The organism is Streptomyces herbicida (assembly GCF_032656585.1).
GTDB lineage: Bacteria > Actinomycetota > Actinomycetes > Streptomycetales > Streptomycetaceae > Streptomyces > Streptomyces herbicida.
The window spans coordinates 66,028-82,022 of the sequence record NZ_JAUYWJ010000019.1 but is presented as its reverse complement, the minus strand read 5'-3'; the positions used below and the strand labels follow the sequence as shown (position 1 = coordinate 82,022).

The 15,995-nt window shown below is 69.4% G+C and carries 12 protein-coding genes; 3 read left to right on the top strand and 9 right to left on the bottom strand.

All coding sequences use genetic code 11. From position 1 onward, the window contains the following. Window positions 1-14: 14 nt before the first annotated feature. A complete protein-coding gene (locus Q8A52_RS33810; RefSeq protein WP_316758425.1) occupies window positions 15-1,562 on the top strand; it encodes an MFS transporter in 1,548 nt (515 codons plus the stop codon). Between the two features lie 335 nt (window positions 1,563-1,897). Here the strand turns inward: Q8A52_RS33810 and Q8A52_RS33805 are convergent, their stop codons facing one another. The 3 genes from Q8A52_RS33805 to Q8A52_RS33795 all read right to left on the bottom strand — a co-directional run bounded on the left by Q8A52_RS33805 (window position 1,898) and on the right by Q8A52_RS33795 (window position 4,200). Beyond that, window positions 1,898-2,803 carry an ADP-ribosylglycohydrolase family protein gene (locus tag Q8A52_RS33805; RefSeq protein ID WP_316758423.1) on the bottom strand — a complete coding sequence of 302 codons (906 nt, stop codon included), beginning with the start codon at window positions 2,801-2,803 and terminating at the stop codon, window positions 1,898-1,900. Between the two features lie 12 nt (window positions 2,804-2,815). Next, the gene (locus Q8A52_RS33800; RefSeq protein ID WP_316758421.1) at window positions 2,816-3,475 is read right to left on the bottom strand and encodes a histidine phosphatase family protein; all 660 of its coding nucleotides are present in this window, start codon (window positions 3,473-3,475) and stop codon (window positions 2,816-2,818) included. 119 nt (window positions 3,476-3,594) lie between these two features. After that, window positions 3,595-4,200, bottom strand: a complete 606-nt coding sequence (locus Q8A52_RS33795; RefSeq protein ID WP_316758419.1) for a YdbC family protein — start codon at window positions 4,198-4,200, stop codon at window positions 3,595-3,597. Between the two features lie 151 nt (window positions 4,201-4,351). Here Q8A52_RS33795 and Q8A52_RS33790 point away from each other — a divergent pair, with 151 nt between their 5' ends. Beyond that, window positions 4,352-4,885 (top strand): TerD family protein, encoded by a 534-nt coding sequence (locus tag Q8A52_RS33790; protein WP_332845902.1) that lies wholly within the window; start codon window positions 4,352-4,354, stop codon window positions 4,883-4,885. A 20-nt stretch (window positions 4,886-4,905) separates the two neighbouring features. Here Q8A52_RS33790 and Q8A52_RS33785 read toward each other — a convergent pair whose 3' ends face one another. The 3 genes from Q8A52_RS33785 to nrdR all read right to left on the bottom strand — a co-directional run bounded on the left by Q8A52_RS33785 (window position 4,906) and on the right by nrdR (window position 9,400). Further along, the gene (locus tag Q8A52_RS33785) at window positions 4,906-5,694 is read right to left on the bottom strand and encodes a DUF2785 domain-containing protein (RefSeq protein ID WP_316758416.1); all 789 of its coding nucleotides are present in this window, start codon (window positions 5,692-5,694) and stop codon (window positions 4,906-4,908) included. Window positions 5,695-5,789: 95 nt separating this feature from the next. Continuing rightward, on the bottom strand, window positions 5,790-8,684 hold the full coding sequence (locus tag Q8A52_RS33780; protein WP_316758414.1) for a vitamin B12-dependent ribonucleotide reductase: 2,895 nt from the start codon (window positions 8,682-8,684) through the stop codon (window positions 5,790-5,792). Between the two features lie 164 nt (window positions 8,685-8,848). After that, the gene (nrdR, locus tag Q8A52_RS33775) at window positions 8,849-9,400 is read right to left on the bottom strand and encodes a transcriptional regulator NrdR (RefSeq protein ID WP_316758412.1); all 552 of its coding nucleotides are present in this window, start codon (window positions 9,398-9,400) and stop codon (window positions 8,849-8,851) included. Window positions 9,401-9,965: 565 nt separating this feature from the next. Here nrdR and lexA point away from each other — a divergent pair. After that, window positions 9,966-10,745, top strand: a complete 780-nt coding sequence (gene lexA, locus Q8A52_RS33770) for a transcriptional repressor LexA (RefSeq protein ID WP_263213418.1) — start codon at window positions 9,966-9,968, stop codon at window positions 10,743-10,745. A 173-nt stretch (window positions 10,746-10,918) separates the two neighbouring features. On the opposite strand, the gene Q8A52_RS33765 is transcribed toward lexA, so the two are convergent. The 3 genes from Q8A52_RS33765 to Q8A52_RS33755 all read right to left on the bottom strand — a co-directional run bounded on the left by Q8A52_RS33765 (window position 10,919) and on the right by Q8A52_RS33755 (window position 15,904). Further along, entirely contained in the window at window positions 10,919-12,895 is a 1,977-nt protein-coding gene (locus Q8A52_RS33765; protein ID WP_316758408.1) for an ATP-dependent DNA helicase, read from the bottom strand. A 211-nt stretch (window positions 12,896-13,106) separates the two neighbouring features. After that, window positions 13,107-13,907, bottom strand: a complete 801-nt coding sequence (locus Q8A52_RS33760; RefSeq protein ID WP_408649301.1) for a GNAT family N-acetyltransferase — start codon at window positions 13,905-13,907, stop codon at window positions 13,107-13,109. Window positions 13,908-13,945: 38 nt separating this feature from the next. Beyond that, entirely contained in the window at window positions 13,946-15,904 is a 1,959-nt protein-coding gene (locus tag Q8A52_RS33755) for an IucA/IucC family protein (protein WP_408649300.1), read from the bottom strand. Window positions 15,905-15,995: the final 91 nt, after the last annotated feature.

Below are 15,995 nucleotides of genomic sequence, written 5' to 3'. Positions count from 1 at the left end.
GTGGGGGACCCATAGTGACAACCTCTCAGCTGATACAGGACGGAAAACCAGGAGCAGCCCGCCGGGAGGGACACCCCGGCATCGCACTCACCGTCATCGCGGCCTGCCAACTCATGGTGGTACTCGATGCGACGATTGTGAACATCGCTCTCCCGCACATTCAAGACGCGCTCAAGTTCAGCACCACGGACCTCACATGGGTGGTCAGCGCCTACACGCTGACCTTCGGAGGCCTCCTCCTGCTCGGCGCGCGAGCCGGTGACATCCTCGGTCGCCGCCGAGTATTCATGACCGGCATCCTGCTGTTCACCTTCGCCTCGCTGCTCGGCGGCATCGCCCAGGAGCCCTGGCAGCTGCTCGCCGCGCGTGCCTTGCAGGGCATGGGTGGCGCCATCGCGTCGCCCACTTCGCTGGCGCTCATCACCACCACGTTCCCCGAAGGGCCGGAGCGGAACCGGGCGTTCGGTGTCTTCGCCGCCGTCTCCGCAGGTGGTGGCGCCATCGGCCTGCTCGCGGGCGGCATGCTGACCGAGTGGCTCGACTGGCGCTGGGTGCTCTTCGTCAACGTGCCGATCGGCGTGCTCATCGCCGCGCTCACCCCGCTCTACATCAACGAGTCCGAGCGGCACCCCGGGCGCTTCGACATCGCGGGCGCGCTGACCTCGACAGCCGGTATGGCATCGCTCGTGTACGGCTTCATCCGGGCCTCGGAGGACGGCTGGCGCGACAGTCTGACCCTCGGCTCCTTCGGTGCCGCGGTGGTCCTGCTGCTGGCCTTCGCCCTCACCGAGAAGCGGGCCAAGGAGCCGATCACCCCACTGAAGATGTTCGCCGACCGCAACCGCTCCGGCACGTACGTGATCATGCTGAGCCTGGCGGCCGCGATGTTCGGCATGTTCTTCTACATCGTGCTGTTCGTGCAGAACGTGCTCGGCTACAGCCCGATCAAGGCCGGCCTTGCGTTCCTGCCCGTGACGGCTGCCATCGCGGTCGGCGCGGGTCTCTCGCAGCGGTTCCTGCCCACGCTCGGCCCCAAGCCGTTCATGATGACCGGTGCGACGCTCGTCGTGATCGGGCTCGCCTGGCAGACGTTGATCACCCCCGACAGCTCGTACGCCGGAGGCGTGCTCGGCCCGATGCTGGTGTTCGGCTTCGGCATGGGGCTGAACTTCGTGACGGTGACCGTGACGGCCGTCTCCGGCGTCGCACAGCACGAGGCGGGTGCCGCGTCCGGACTGCTCAACGCCACTCAGCAGGTGGGCGGTTCGCTGGGTCTGTCGATCCTCACCACGGTCTTCGGCTCGGCCAGCAAGGACGAGGCGAAGAAGCAGCTGCCGAAGTTCCTCGCCAACGGCTCGCCGGAACAGAAGGCGGAATTCGCCAAGACCCACCAGCTGCCCGCGCCCTGGGGTCACGAGGTGCTCGCCCACGGCATCTCGACCGCGTTCATCCCCGCCGCCTCGATGGCCGTGCTCGCCCTGGCCACCGCGTGGCTGGTGATCAAGGTCCGCAAGAGTGACCTCGAAGCCCTCGCCGGCACGGCGGGCCCGGGGATCGGCTGACCCGACCGGGTCCGCGCACGACCGCGGAAGGCCGGACCGCGCCCGGGGGACAGATGGCGAGGGCGACGGTCCGGCCCTCCGCACTACGGCCAACAAGGCCAAGAGAAACACCGGCACGCCCACCAGCACCAGCACCAGCACCAGCACCAGCACCAGCACCAGCACGAACGACACCACAACACCCCCTGCCCCCCGCTGAACCCCCCGCCCGTGCGCATCCACACGCCACACGGCAGATGCCAGGACAACGCCCGGCCATCACACAGAGTTCCCGGCGAACACAGAGAGTTTCGGGAGGCGGCTCCCCCGCCGGGGTCAGCTCGGCCCCACGCGCATCAGGCGGACTCGGCCATCCACTCCGGCAGCGTCTCCGTACGCTCCACCCACTCGGCGGGTGGTGTCCCCGCCTTGCCGGACGCGAGTACGCCGCCCACGATGGCGCAGGTGGTGTCCACGTCCCCGCCGACCTGTGAGGTGGTCCAGAAGGCCGTCTCGTAGTCGCCGAGGGCCCGTGCGGCCGACCAGAGGGCGAAGGGGACCGTGTCATGGGCGCTCGTACGCCGTCCGCAGCCCAGGACGGCCGCGACGGTGCCGGCGTCGCCGTAGTCGAGCATGTCCCGGGCGCGCCGCAGGCCCGCGCCGACGGCGCTCTTCGGCACCAGGGCGACGACCCCGTCGAGGAGTGCCTCAGGGGTGGGCGGACCACCGGGGGCGGCAGCCAGCGCGGCCGCCGCGGCGACGGCCATGGCACCGACGACGGCCTCACGGTGCTGGTGCGTGGGGTACGCCGAGATCTCGGCCTGGTGGGTCGCCTGCTCCGGGTCGTCCGCGTACCAGGCGCCCAGCGGTGCGATCCGCATGGCGGCCCCGTTGCCCCAGGACCCCTGCCCCTTGAACAGGCCGGCGGCCAGCTCACGCCAGTCGCCGCCCTCCCGTACGAGGCGCAGCAGTCTGTTGACCGCGGGGCCGTAGCCCCGGTCGAAGTCGTGGTGCTCGGCGAAGGAGAGGGCCAGCGCGTCCTGGTCGATGCGGTGGTGGGCGGCGAGGACGGCGACCACGGAACAGGCCATTTCCGTGTCGTCCGTCCACTGCCAGGAGCCGGGCGGCAGCTCGCGGCGCTTCAGCAGTGGGTAGTTCGCCGGAACGAAGAACTGCGAGCCCAGCGCGTCCCCCACCGCGAGTCCGCGCAGGCTGGCCATGGCGCGGTCCAGGCGCCCGAAGGAAGAGGAGTCAGCGGTCATCGCCCTGCCACTCTATCCGGTGACCCAGTGCGGCACCGGGTCCCGCCAGCGCTCGAAGGGCCGGTCCAGTGTGTACTTGCCGTCGTCCCCGAGAACGAGCATCCGCATCTCGGCGTTCCCCGGGTTCGAGAGCGACTCGAATTCGGCGACCGTCCAGTGGAACCAGCGCATGCAGAACAGCCGCATGGCCAGACCATGGGTCACCAGCAGCACGTTCGGCGGATGGTCGGGGTCCTCGAAGCTGCGGAACAGGCTCTCCAGGAAGCCGCCGACCCGGTCGTACACATCGGCGCCGGACTCGCCCTGGGGGAAGCGGAAGAAGAAGTGCCCGTACGCGTCCCGGTAGGCCTTCTGCAGGCGTACGTCGTCTCGGTCCTGCCAATTTCCCCAGTCCTGCTCGCGCAGCCGGGGTTCCTCGCGCACCCGTATGAGCTCGGGGTCGAGGTGGAACGCGCGGAAGGTCTCGTGGGTACGGCGGTACGGGGAGACGTACACGCTCACCCGCTCCCGCCCGAAGATCTCCCTGATCCGCTTGCCGGTCTCCTCCGCCTGCCGCCAGCCCCGCTCGGTGAGTGCCAGAGCGTGGTCGGGTTCACGCTCGTACACGGAGTCATCAACATTGCCCGTTGACTCGCCGTGCCGGACAAGGACGATGCGCCGTGGTCGTGCCATGCCAAAACCCTAGATCGGCCGACGCCCGATCGAGCACTCGTACGGGCTCCATACGGCGTACGTCACACGAATCCCGCACCAGGAGCCACACAGAGGCACACTTTTTACGCGTTCGGCTTTCAAACCGTCCAGGACGGTTCCAGCTCCACGATGTCGCCGGTCAGCGATGCGATGTCCGCCTCCGTCTGGGCCCGCAGAGCGAGGCGCTCCACCCGTTCGGTGCGGTACTTACCGTGCTCCGCGGCCGACCGCCACATCGACAGGACGAGGAACTCGTGCTCCGGGGCCTCGGCGAACATCCCCCGGATCATGCCGGGTGAGCCGGCCATCGCGGGGTTCCACACCTTCTCCTGCATCAGTGTGAAGTGTTCGACGCGCTCCTCGTGGACACGACAGAGGGCGACACGGATCAGGTCGGAGTCCGTGAACCGCGGTTCGAAGCCGGTCTTCACGTCGAACCGGTACTCGAAGAGTTTGACCTGCGCGTCCTTGAACGTGCCGGACTGGGAAGCCGCCAGCCGGTCATGGGATCGGGCCATGAAGGAGTCGTAGAAGGCACGGCTCTCCCAGAAGGCGAAGATGTGCGCCACCCCCGGCCGCTGCCGGCTCCAGCCACCGCCCTGTCCCCGAAACCCCGGCTCCCCCGGAAGCCCCGCCCACTTTCGCTGCCCCCGCTCGAAGCCGCGGCGGTCCACCACGGTGCAGCGAATCCACTTGACCAGCACCGCGCCATCGTAAGGCCATAGTGCGTGGCGTCGGTCACGCTCGGGCAGAGATCACCCGCGCACACTCCCCCGCGCGCATGGCACGATGGACAACGTGCCTCGGCTGCCCAGGAGTTGGGGCAGGAGGCCGCGAGGGGGAAGGGGACGCCTGGTGAACGGCTTCAACAAGGGGCTCCGCAAGGTCGAGGTAGCACTGAAGTGGGACCCGAGTCCGGCGGGGCAGTCGCCCACCGATCTGGACATCATCGCCGCTCCGTACGCGGCGAACGACCTTTACGGTGCACCGGCGTACCTGGTGCACTTCGACAGCCGCTCGCCCGACGGCACGATATTTCTCAACCGGGACAGCAAGGACGGCAAGGGCTTCGGCTGGGACGAGGTCATGACGCTCGAACTCGACCGGCTCGACACCCGGTACACGCGCGTGGTGGTCGGCATCGTCATCCAGCAGCGCACGATGGAACGGACCTTCGTCAATGTCCGGAATCCGTCAGTGCGTATTCGGGAGGGCTACAACGTCCTGGCCGAGGACGACTTCGGTTCCGTGCTCGGGGCGACGGCGGCCACGGTCGCGGAGTTCGTGCGCGACGAGTCCGGCGGGTGGAACTTTCAGCCCGGCATACACGGCTTCGACGACGACCCCGCGAGCTTCACCCGGCACATGGGCCGGGCCCATCAGTCCTGAGGGTCACCCCGTGCTGGGGGTCACCCCATGCAGGGGGCGACGATCGCGAGCGTCCGCGCCAGTGCCTCGATGACCGTTTCCCGATGGGTGAGCATGCGCGGCGCCTCGTCCGTGTTGCGCCCGCCGACACCGCGGTGGGCCAGAACGTAGAGCATGCGCAGCGTGCGCATGGTGTTGGAGGCCCAGGCGGGGACCGGTCCGGGCTCGCCCGTCCGGAAGGCCTCCGCCACGGGCGTCAGCCACTGCGCCGACTCGGCTTCGGTCAGGTCCTGACGGCACAGGACCCGGGCGAGCGCGTAGGCGATGCGGTCGTCCTCCTGCGCGTCGAAGAGGTGGTCCGTGGGGGCCAGCAGCCGGGCGACGGCGGACTCGGCGAGTGGCAGTGGGTCCTGTCCGGGGAGCCGGGCAAGCGCCGCCAGCAGGTCGGCTCCGTGGGCGGCGGCGTGCACCCAGCCGAGTGCCGGGTCATGGCCGCGCAGATCCGTTTCGGCCGGATACCACGCGGTGAAGGCGCGCCACCACTCCTGCCGCCAGTCGCCCGCCTCGACGATCCGGGCCAGGACCAGCGGCGCGAAGGCACGTGCCTGGACGGCCGGATCGGTGAAATGCCGGGCCATTGCGTCGCCGAGGTCGTGCCGCTCGGTCCTGTCGAGAGCCGGTGTCCAGCGCACTACGGCGAGATAGGCCCCGTCGTCGCGCACGGCGGGATCCGGGGAGCGCAGGTCCGCGACGAGCGCTTCGAGAGCCACGGCACGGGCCCGCCCGGACAGTTCCCGGATGTCACCGTCGTACCTCTGCGGTGTGGTCATGAGCGAAGGCTACGGTCCCGTCGGGGCGCGCGGGCACGGAAAAGGGGCGCCGGCCCATGGCCGGCGCCCCTCACCTCAAGGGCTTGCCGTCGGCGTCAGCTGCAGCCGCTCGTCGAGCCGCAGCCCTCGCAGATGTAGCAGGAGCCGGCCCTCTGCATCTTCGTGCCGCAGGAGAAGCAGAGCGGGGCGTCCGCCTGGATGCCCAGTTGCATCTCCACCAGTTCCGCGCTGGTGTGGGCCTGCTTCGGGGCGGGCTGGGCCGCGCCGGACTCGGCCTTCGGCGTGGCGACGGCCTTGAGGTCCGTCTGGCGCGGCGCCGACTGGGCCAGGCCCTCGACGTCGACCTCGTCGTCGGCCTGCTCGTAGGAACCAGTCTCCAGGTGACGCTGGCGCTCCTCGGCGGAGTGGATGCCGAGCGCGGAGCGAGTCTCGAACGGCAGGAAGTCCAGCGCGAGGCGGCGGAAGATGTAGTCGACGATCGACTGCGCCATCCGCACGTCCGGGTCGTCCGTCATGCCGGCCGGTTCGAAGCGCATGTTCGTGAACTTCGAGACGTACGTCTCCAGGGGCACGCCGTACTGGAGGCCGACGGACACCGCGATGGAGAAGGCGTCCATCATGCCCGCGAGGGTCGAGCCCTGCTTGGACATCTTCAGGAAGACCTCGCCGAGACCGTCGTCCGGGTAGGAGTTGGCGGTCATGTAGCCCTCGGCGCCACCGACGGTGAAGGACGTGGTGATGCCGGGACGACCCTTCGGGAGGCGCTTGCGGACCGGGCGGTACTCGACGACCTTCTCGACCGTCTCGCGGATGGCCGCCTCGGCCTTCTCCGTGATCTCGGCCTTCTCCTTCTCCTTGGTCTTGGCGGAGAGCGGCTGACCGACCTTGCAGTTGTCGCGGTAGATGGCGAGCGCCTTGACGCCCATCTTCCAGGCCTCGAAGTAGATCTCCTCGACCTCTTCGACGGTCGCCGTCTCCGGCATGTTGACCGTCTTGGAGAGGGCGCCGGAGATCCACGGCTGGATCGCGGCCATCATGCGGACGTGGCCCATCGCGGAGATGGCGCGCTCGCCCATGGCGCAGTCGAAGACCTCGTAGTGCTCGGGCTTGAGGCCCGGGGCGTCGATCACATTGCCGTGATCGGCGATGTGGGCGACGATCGCCTCGATCTGCTCCTCCTGGTAGCCCAGGCGGCGCAGGGCCTGCGGAACGGTGCCGTTGACGATCTGCATCGAGCCGCCGCCGACCAGCTTCTTGAACTTGACCAGGGCAAGGTCGGGCTCGAGGCCGGTGGTGTCGCAGGACATCGCGAGACCGATGGTGCCGGTCGGGGCGATGACGGACGCCTGGGAGTTACGGAAACCGTTCTGCTCACCGAGGCGGACGACGTCCTGCCAGGCCTCCGTGGCGGCGGCCCAGATCGGCGTGTCCAGGTCGTCCATGCGGACGGCCTTCTCGTTGGCGTCGGCGTGCTGCTTCATGACGCGCTTGTGGGCGTCCGCGTTGCGGGCATAGCCGTCGTACGCGCCGACGACCGCGGCGAGTTCGGCGGAACGGCGGTAGGACGTGCCGGTCATCAGGGAGGTGATGGCACCGGCGAGGGCGCGGCCGCCGTCGGAGTCGTACGCGTGGCCGGTCGCCATCAGCAGTGCGCCGAGGTTGGCGTAGCCGATGCCGAGCTGGCGGAACGCGCGGGTGTTCTCGCCGATCTTCTGGGTCGGGAAGTCCGCGAAGCAGATGGAGATGTCCATCGCGGTGATGACGAGCTCGACGACCTTGGCGAAGCGCTCGACGTCGAAGGACTGGTTGCCCTTGCCGTCGTCCTTCAGGAACTTCATCAGGTTCAGCGAGGCGAGGTTGCAGGACGTGTTGTCCAGGTGCATGTACTCGCTGCACGGGTTCGAACCGTTGATACGGCCGGACTCCGGGCACGTGTGCCAGTGGTTGATCGTGTCGTCGTACTGGATGCCCGGGTCGGCGCAGGCCCAGGCGGCCTCGGCCATCTTGCGGAACAGGGCCTTGGCGTCGACCTCTTCGATGACCTCGCCGGTCATCCGCGCGCGGAGGCCGAACTTGCCGCCCCGCTCGACCGCCTTCATGAACTCGTCGTTCACACGGACCGAGTTGTTGGCGTTCTGGTACTGGACGGACGTGATGTCGTCGCCGCCCAGGTCCATGTCGAAGCCCGCGTCACGCAGGGCGCGGATCTTCTCCTCCTCCTTGACCTTGGTCTCGATGAAGTCCTCGATGTCGGGGTGGTCGACGTCGAGGATGACCATCTTGGCGGCGCGGCGGGTGGCGCCGCCCGACTTGATCGTTCCTGCGGAGGCGTCGGCGCCGCGCATGAAGGAGACGGGACCGGAGGCGTTGCCGCCGGAGGAGAGCAGCTCCTTGGAGGAGCGGATACGGGAGAGGTTCAGGCCGGCACCGGAGCCGCCCTTGAAGATCATGCCCTCTTCCTTGTACCAGTCGAGGATCGACTCCATGGAGTCGTCGACGGACAGGATGAAGCAGGCGGAGACCTGCTGGGGCTGCGGGGTGCCCACGTTGAACCACACGGGGCTGTTGAAGCTGAAGATCTGGTGCAGGAGGGCGTACGCCAGCTCGTGCTCGAAGATCTCGGCGTCGGCGGGCGAGGCGAAGTACTTGTAGTCCTCGCCGGCCTTCCGGTACGTCTTCACGATGCGGTCGATCAGCTGCTTGAGGCTGACCTCGCGCTGCGGGGTGCCGACGGCACCACGGAAGTACTTGCTGGTGACGATGTTGACCGCGTTCACCGACCAGAAGTCGGGGAACTCGACGCCACGCTGCTCGAAGTTGACCGAGCCGTCGCGCCAGTTGGTCATGACGACGTCACGGCGCTCCCAGGCCACCTCGTCGTACGGGTGCACGCCGGGGGTGGTGTGGATGCGCTCGATACGCAGCCCCTTGGTGGCCTTGGCCCCCTTGGCTCGGGAACCTCGTGCCGGACCGCTCGCCGTCTCTGTCATGCCGCCTCCCTGTACGGGCTAAAACGCCCTGAAGTGCCACGATGTTCCCGTGACACGGTGTTCTGTCATGTGTTGCGGGCACCCTCACGCTGCCGCCCGCAACAGGTCTTCGATCGCCGCCGTCCAGCCGGATCCGGGGCCTCCGCCCGGCTCCGGTCCGCCGGTCAGTCGGCGGAGTGGGCGGGCACCGGAACCTGGCCGGTCCCTCCGGTCCCGCGGTCGTCTTCCTGGCTCCCCGCTCCCGTGTCTTCGTCGTCCACGGCGGGGCCTCGCTTCGTTTCCCTGAGCTCCGCGATGGCTGCCTCGAAGTCCTCCAGCGAGTCGAACGCCCGGTAGACGGAGGCGAATCGCAGATAGGCGACGAGGTCGAGCTCCTGCAACGGGCCGAGTATGGCCAGACCCACGTCATGGGTGGTCAGCTCGGCGCTTCCGGTGGCCCGCACCGCCTCCTCGACCCGCTGGCCGAGCTGGGCGAGTGCGTCCTCGGTGACAGGCCGCCCCTGGCATGCCTTGCGCACACCGTTGATGACCTTGGTACGACTGAAAGGCTCCGTGACTCCGGACCGCTTGACCACCATGAGCGAGCACGTCTCCACGGTCGTGAAACGACGGGAGCAGTCAGGACACTGGCGGCGCCTGCGGATCGACGTGCCGTCGTCGGTCGTACGACTGTCGACCACACGGCTGTCGGGGTGCCTGCAGAAGGGGCAGTGCATGATCTCCAACCCTCCTCACAGCAGACTGAACAGCCCCGGGAGACCTCTTGGGCCCCACGAAGCAGCCCCAAGCATAGGCGATCTCAGAGACACCGAAGACCCGGGGGACCACAACTTGTGGGCTGCTGTTGCAATCCAACCACTAGATGTGGGGGCTTGGCTGATACATCGACCGTACTCGCGTGTCGCACGCGCGCGTATCCGCACGACACGCCAGGTCGGCTGCTACGGAACACACACGTGCGCCTGCGTACCGCTGCGACACTCACGGAGATACGGTGGGCGCCGCACGGAGGTCATGTAGGACTCCGGCACGGAAGGGGACCGGAGTCCCGGTTGACCGGGTTCCGGATGGCAGACTTGGGAAACAACCCACGAGGTCATCACCCCGGCGGTGAAGAGTACAACAATGGGCCCTTTTGTCCGCCAGGTGCCGCGTTAGCCATACACCCAGACACATGATCGCGTCAGGTGAATCGCGGTTTTTCACTCGAACGTGTGTTTGGCGCAACCTTTCGAAAGCAACTACCGTTGTCCAGCAGGGAGACCATCGAGAGGGGCTGACGTGACCACCACCGCAGACAGTGCCACCATCACTGCCCAGGACCGCTCCCAGGGCCGACTGGACCCGGTGCATGCGATGAATGAAGCCACGAATCCCGAGGCGCACAAGCGCTCACTGCCGGGCCGACCTCCAGGCATCCGGGCGGACAGCTCGGGGCTCACCGACCGGCAGCGCCGGGTGATCGAAGTCATCAGGGATTCCGTGCAGCGGCGCGGCTACCCGCCGTCCATGCGGGAGATCGGCCAGGCCGTCGGCCTATCCAGCACCTCCTCGGTCGCGCACCAGCTGATGGCACTGGAGCGCAAGGGCTTCCTGCGCCGCGACCCGCACCGCCCGCGCGCGTACGAGGTGCGCGGCTCCGACCAGGCGGTGACGGTGCAGCCGACGGACACCGCGGGCAAGCCCGCCGCGTCGTACGTCCCGCTGGTCGGCCGAATCGCCGCCGGCGGTCCGATCCTCGCCGAGGAATCGGTCGAGGACGTGTTCCCCCTGCCCCGGCAGCTCGTGGGTGACGGCGAGCTGTTCGTCCTCAAGGTCGTCGGTGACTCCATGATCGAGGCCGCGATCTGCGACGGCGACTGGGTCACCGTGCGCCGTCAGCCGGTTGCCGAGAACGGCGACATCGTGGCCGCGATGCTGGACGGCGAGGCCACTGTCAAGCGCTTCAAGCGCGAGGACGGCCATGTCTGGCTCCTCCCGCACAACTCGGCCTACGAGCCGATCCCCGGCGACGACGCGACCATCCTGGGCAAGGTCGTCGCGGTGCTGCGCCGCGTGTGACGGCTGCGGCGGGCGAGCACGACAGGCTCGTCCCCTGACCGGGCCCCGGAACCCCTGCGCCGGTTCCGGGGCCCTGTTTTGCCCCGGCCCGGCTCCCGGCCCGATTGGTATCGCTGGGTAGCCTGTCCCGGCGCCGGGACAGGCTACCCGGCGATCGACAGGCTACCCAGCGATCACTCCGCTTCCCGCTGCCTTGCCGCCGCGTCGATGGCGGCCAGCGACTTCCGGACCTGGTTACGGTCCGTGGTGAACCAGAAGTCGGGCAGTGACGTCTTGAGATAGCCGCCGTACCGCGCGGTGGCCAGCCGCTGGTCGAGCACGGCGACCACACCACGGTCCCCTGACGCCCGGACGAGACGCCCCGCGCCCTGCGCCATCAGAAGCGCCGCGTGAGTCGCGGCCACCGCCATGAAGCCGTTGCCGCCGGCGTCCTCCACCGCCTTCTGGCGGGCGCTCATCAGTGGGTCGTCGGGGCGCGGGAACGGGATCTTGTCCATGACGACCAGCTGGCAGCTGGGCCCTGGGACGTCAACGCCCTGCCACAGCGACAGCGTGCCGAAGAGGCAGGTCTTCGGGTCCGCGGCGAAGTTCTTGATCAGTTCACCGAGAGTCTCCTCGCCCTGGAGCAGAATCGGGAACTCGGGAATCCGCGAGCGCAGTTCCTCGGCGGCGAGCTGAGCGGCGCGCATCGAGGAGAACAGACCGAGCGTGCGGCCGCCGGCCGCCTGGATGAGCTCGGTCAGCTCGTCGAGCATGTCGGCACGGTCGCCGTCGCGCGCCGGGCGCGACAGATGCTTGGCGACGTAAAGAATCCCCTGCTTGCGGTAGTCGAAGGGCGAGCCCACGTCGATGCCCTTCCACTGGGGGAGGTCCTCGCCCTCCGTGCCCTCGGGGGCGAGCCCGAGGGAGGCGCCCACTCCGTTGAAGTCACCGCCGAGCTTGAGCGTCGCCGAGGTGAGAACGACGGAACGGTCAGCGAAGAGCTTCTCCCGGAGGAGACCGGAGACGGACATCGGGGCGACACGCAGCGAGGCACCGAAGCGGTCGTGCCGTTCGTACCAGACGACGTCCCACTCCGAGCCGTTCACGACGCGCTCCGCCACGTCGTGCACCGTCTCCACCGAGGCCAGCGCCTGCTTGCGGACCGCGTCCTCGTCCTGAACGGACTTGTCGCGGGTTGTGCCGATCGCGGAGATCACGGTGCGGGCGGCATCCCGGAGCGCCATCAGGGCGTAGCCGAGATCCTCCGGGATCTCCTCCAGGCGGCCCGGAAGAGCCAGCTCCATCAGCCGCTCGAAGCCCTCGGCGGCGGTCTGGAGCTGGTCGGCGGCCTTCTCGTTGACCAGCTTCGCCGCGCGGCGCACCGCACGGTTGACCTGCCCCGGCGTGAGCTCGCCCGTCGCGACACCGGTGACGCGCGAGACCAGCTCATGGGCCTCGTCCACGATCAGCACCTCGTGCTGCGGCAGGACCGGGGCGCCCTCGATGGCGTCGATCGCGAGCAGGGCGTGGTTGGTGACGACGACCTCCGCCAGCTTGGCTCGCTCGCGGGCCATCTCGGCGAAGCACTCGGCGCCGTACGCGCACTTCGAGGCGCCCAGGCACTCACGGGAGGACACGGACACCTGGGCCCAGGCCCGGTCGGAGACTCCGGGCGTGAGGTCGTCGCGGTCACCGCTCTCGGTCTCGTCCGCCCAGTCCCGCAGACGCAGCAGGTCCTGACCCAGCTTGCTGGTGGGCGCGGCCGCCTCGAACTGGTCGAAGAGGCCCTCCTCCTCGTCCTGCGGCACGCCCTCGTGGAGCCGGTGCAGGCACAGGTAGTTCGACCGGCCCTTGAGCATCGCGAACTCCGGGCGGCGGCGCAGCTGCGGGTGCAGTGCGTCGACGGTGCGCGGCAGGTCGCGCTCCACGAGCTGGCGCTGCAGGGCGAGGGTGGCTGTCGCCACGACGACGCGCTCCCCGTGCGCGAGGGCGGGCACCAGATAGCCGAGCGACTTTCCCGTGCCGGTGCCGGCCTGGACCAGCAGGTGGGATCCGTCGTCGATCGCCTCGGCGACCGCTTCGGCCATGGTGACCTGGCCGGGGCGCTCCGTACCGCCGACGGCTGTGACGGCGGCATGCAGGAGTTCGGGGAGTGAGGGCTTCGTCATAGCCCGACCACCCTACGGCCCGGCACTGACAAACGGGTGATCAACGGTGGGACCTGGGGTGGGACCGGGGACGGGACCGGGGGTCGGAGCACGGCCGGGACTCCTCGGGCGGACGGGGAGAGAGGGGTGAGACGGGGTGGCGGGTGAGACGGAGCGAGGGATGAGGCGGAGCGAGGGATGAGACGGGAAGAGGCGTCGTCCTCCCTCGGCGCTACATCAGATCGCGCAGAGACCTGTCCCGGATCATGAGGGCGGCCCTCTTGGCGGGCAGGTCGACCTCGCCGGCGAACCGGAACCCGGCATTCAGGAACGCGGCCACCGACGGGGCGTTGCGGAGATCGGGCTCCGCAACGACACGCGCACAAGCTGAGCGTCGATCGAGCACCAGGTCGGCCACGGCTCTGAGCAGGGCGGACCCCAGTCCCCGCCCACGGTCGGCGACGCCGCCGATGAGGAGGTGGACACCGGTGTCGTGCGGGCGGGCCGGATAGTGACGGGCCAGCGGGTCCAGGTCCGCCCGGTAGATCTCCCAGTAGCTCATCGGGGTGCCGTCCAGCACGCCGACGCACGGGACGCTTCGCCCGTCACCGTTGAGCTGCGCCCGCACATGATCCTCGGTCTGGGCGCGGGAACCGGCGAGCTCCCAGAACGCGGCGACCGCGGGGTCGTTCATCCAGCGGCTGATGAGCGGAAGGTCGCGTTCGAGCTGCACGGGGACCAGCTGGAACGGACCCATCGGTGTGGCGAACGGGCCCCAGTCGCCGACGCGGTCCAGCAGGTCGTTGTCGAAGGACGCGAACCGGTCCTCGGCCGGCACAAGCCTGTCCTCCTCGGCCGGCACAACCCTTTCCGCGCCCGGGGCGGGACTCTCCGCCGCCTCTCCGGCGATGACGGCGAGAAAGTCGTCGGGCAGGCGCAGGTCCAGCGTGTCCTCGCTGTCCGAGCCGAGACCGGAGCAACCGGGGTGAACAGGGACAGGGAAGGCATCGGCGCTCGCGTCGGTGGGAGACACGGCGGCTCCTCTCAGAAGACGAGGTGGGTCGTGTGGGTTCAGCAGTGCAGGGGGTTGGCGACGGTGACATAGACGGACTGGGTGTCGACCGGGCCGACCAGCTCGTCGAGGCCGTGCAGCCGCGTCAGCAGATTGGCCTTGCAGCGCAGCACCGGTGAGTCCAGCAACCGGGCAGGCAGGGAGGTCCGTAGCGGGGCGGGTCCTGAGGCGACATCGGTGAGGAAGCGGCGGAAGGCGGCGAGCAGCAGCCGCTCGTCGACGAGGCGCTGGGAGCCGAACGCGCCGATCAGGCCGAGCACATTGTTGATGGCGAGGTAGTACGCGAAGCGCTCGTCGGTGACCTCGTCGGAGACGAAGGTGTCGCTGTGCTCGCCGATGCCGGGCAGTCGGGCGTCGAGTTCGGCGCGCCGGGACTCACGGAAGTAGTAGCCCTGGTTGTCGCGGTAGCGGCCGCCCGCGGGCCAGCCGTCGCCGTCCAGCAGGAGCAGGGTGTTCTGCTGATGTGCCTCCAGGGCGATTCCAGCCTCGCCGTCCAGCCACAGCACGGGGCGCACGACGTGTTCCAGATAGCGCAGGAACCACTCCGCGGCAACGGCTCCCCGGGGCCGGCCGGTCCTCTCGGCGAGCCTCGTGACGACGTGGGCGAGACGGGATCCGGCGTGCGGCAACCCTCCCGCCATGGGGCGATCGGCGGAGGCAGTGGCAGTGCAGGGCCGGGGCGAGACCAGACCGGCGATACAGGAGACGTCGTCGGACGGGGCGAACGGGTTGTGCCGGATGACCACGTCCAGTCCCGGCACGGGGCGGCCGTCCGGGCCGTCCACGGCCAGCCAGGCCGGGTCCCGGACGATGTCGAAGCCCGGGTGCACGGCCTGCCACGCCTTGGACAGGCCGGCGCGCAGCAGGCGGTGCACCTCGATCCCGCGGTGGAGCTCCTTGCGCAGGTTCTCGCGGCGGGAGTTGGTGATCCGCAGGCCCAGCGACAGCTTGAGCATCGCGGGAGCGCCGGACCGGTGAACGGTGCGCACGGAGGAGGTGGGGTGCCACGGCGAGCCGTGGGGGCCGAGGTCGCGGAGCAGACCGGCGTCGAGCAGGGCAGTGGTCTCGTCCCGGTGCCGGACTTCGCGTGACTGCCAGGGGTGCAGGGGCAGGGCCGCGTAACCGTCGGGCAGCGGCAGTCCGGGGCCGGCGAGCCGGGTCGTCAGCAGGTCCGCGGGAAGGAGGCGGCCGCGCTCGGTCCAGGCCGAGTCGACCGCGAGCGCGGAGGGGGCGACAGCCATCCAGTGCAGAGGGAAGGAACCGCTCACCTCCGGTGAGTACAGGCGGGCCTCGCCCTCGGACAGGCCCTCGCGGCTCTTCGGGGTCGGGTGGAAGGGGTGGCCGAGCAGGAGTGCCTGCTCGGCGCCGAGGAAGAGGTCGGGGGCGTCGGCAGGACGCTCGCGCCGGTCGGTGATGAAGGTGACGGTACGGCGTACTGAGTCGGCGACCCGGGCCACGAGGTCAACGCCGTCGTTGCTCACGGCGACGGCGGCTTGCGGACCGCTGGAGGCGGCCTCCGATCCACCGGGCGTCTCCCTGGTGAGCAGCGCCGCGAGCGTGACCGCGTCCAGCGGCGGTGCGTCCTGCGGGGCGCCGGCCACGCGCGGAAGCCCGAAGCGGTGCCAGCCTGTCGGGGACCAGTAGTGGACCCGTGCGGTCAGGGAGATGCCGCTGGTGGGCAGCGGGATGTGGAGGGTGTCGGTGCCGGGAGCGGCGAGGTTCGTCTCCCGCACCCAGCAGCGGAGCAGGTTCTCCACGGCGGCGGCCTGGGCGGCGGTGTGCGGGTCGGGGTGGTCCAGGAGGTCGGCGGCGGTACCGCGTGGGTGCTCGGCTTCCGATGTGCGGGGCTGCTGCTGGGGTACCGGCTCGGCCGGCGGCACGGGCGGGGCTTGGGTGCCGTGGGAGTCGTCGTGCTCGGGGGTGTGGGAACGGCCGGTGGAGATGGGGATCGCGTTCAAGACTGTTCCTTGCAGCGTTCGGATGTGCGGGGAACTTCGTCGCCGGTGCATCACCGTCGGGTGCCTGACGAGTCGCGCCACGGCGAAGCGA

What these genes read in the sequence shown, in the direction of transcription:
- Q8A52_RS33805 (WP_316758423.1), bottom strand. Translation starts at nt 2,803, where the DNA reads ATGACCGCTGACTCCTCTTCCTTCGGGCGCCTGGACCGCGCCATGGCC.
- nrdR (WP_316758412.1), bottom strand. Translation starts at nt 9,400, where the DNA reads ATGCACTGCCCCTTCTGCAGGCACCCCGACAGCCGTGTGGTCGACAGT.
- Q8A52_RS33785 (WP_316758416.1), bottom strand. Translation starts at nt 5,694, where the DNA reads ATGACCACACCGCAGAGGTACGACGGTGACATCCGGGAACTGTCCGGG.
- Q8A52_RS33800 (WP_316758421.1), bottom strand. Translation starts at nt 3,475, where the DNA reads ATGGCACGACCACGGCGCATCGTCCTTGTCCGGCACGGCGAGTCAACG.
- Q8A52_RS33780 (WP_316758414.1), bottom strand. Translation starts at nt 8,684, where the DNA reads ATGACAGAGACGGCGAGCGGTCCGGCACGAGGTTCCCGAGCCAAGGGG.
- Q8A52_RS33765 (WP_316758408.1), bottom strand. Translation starts at nt 12,895, where the DNA reads ATGACGAAGCCCTCACTCCCCGAACTCCTGCATGCCGCCGTCACAGCC.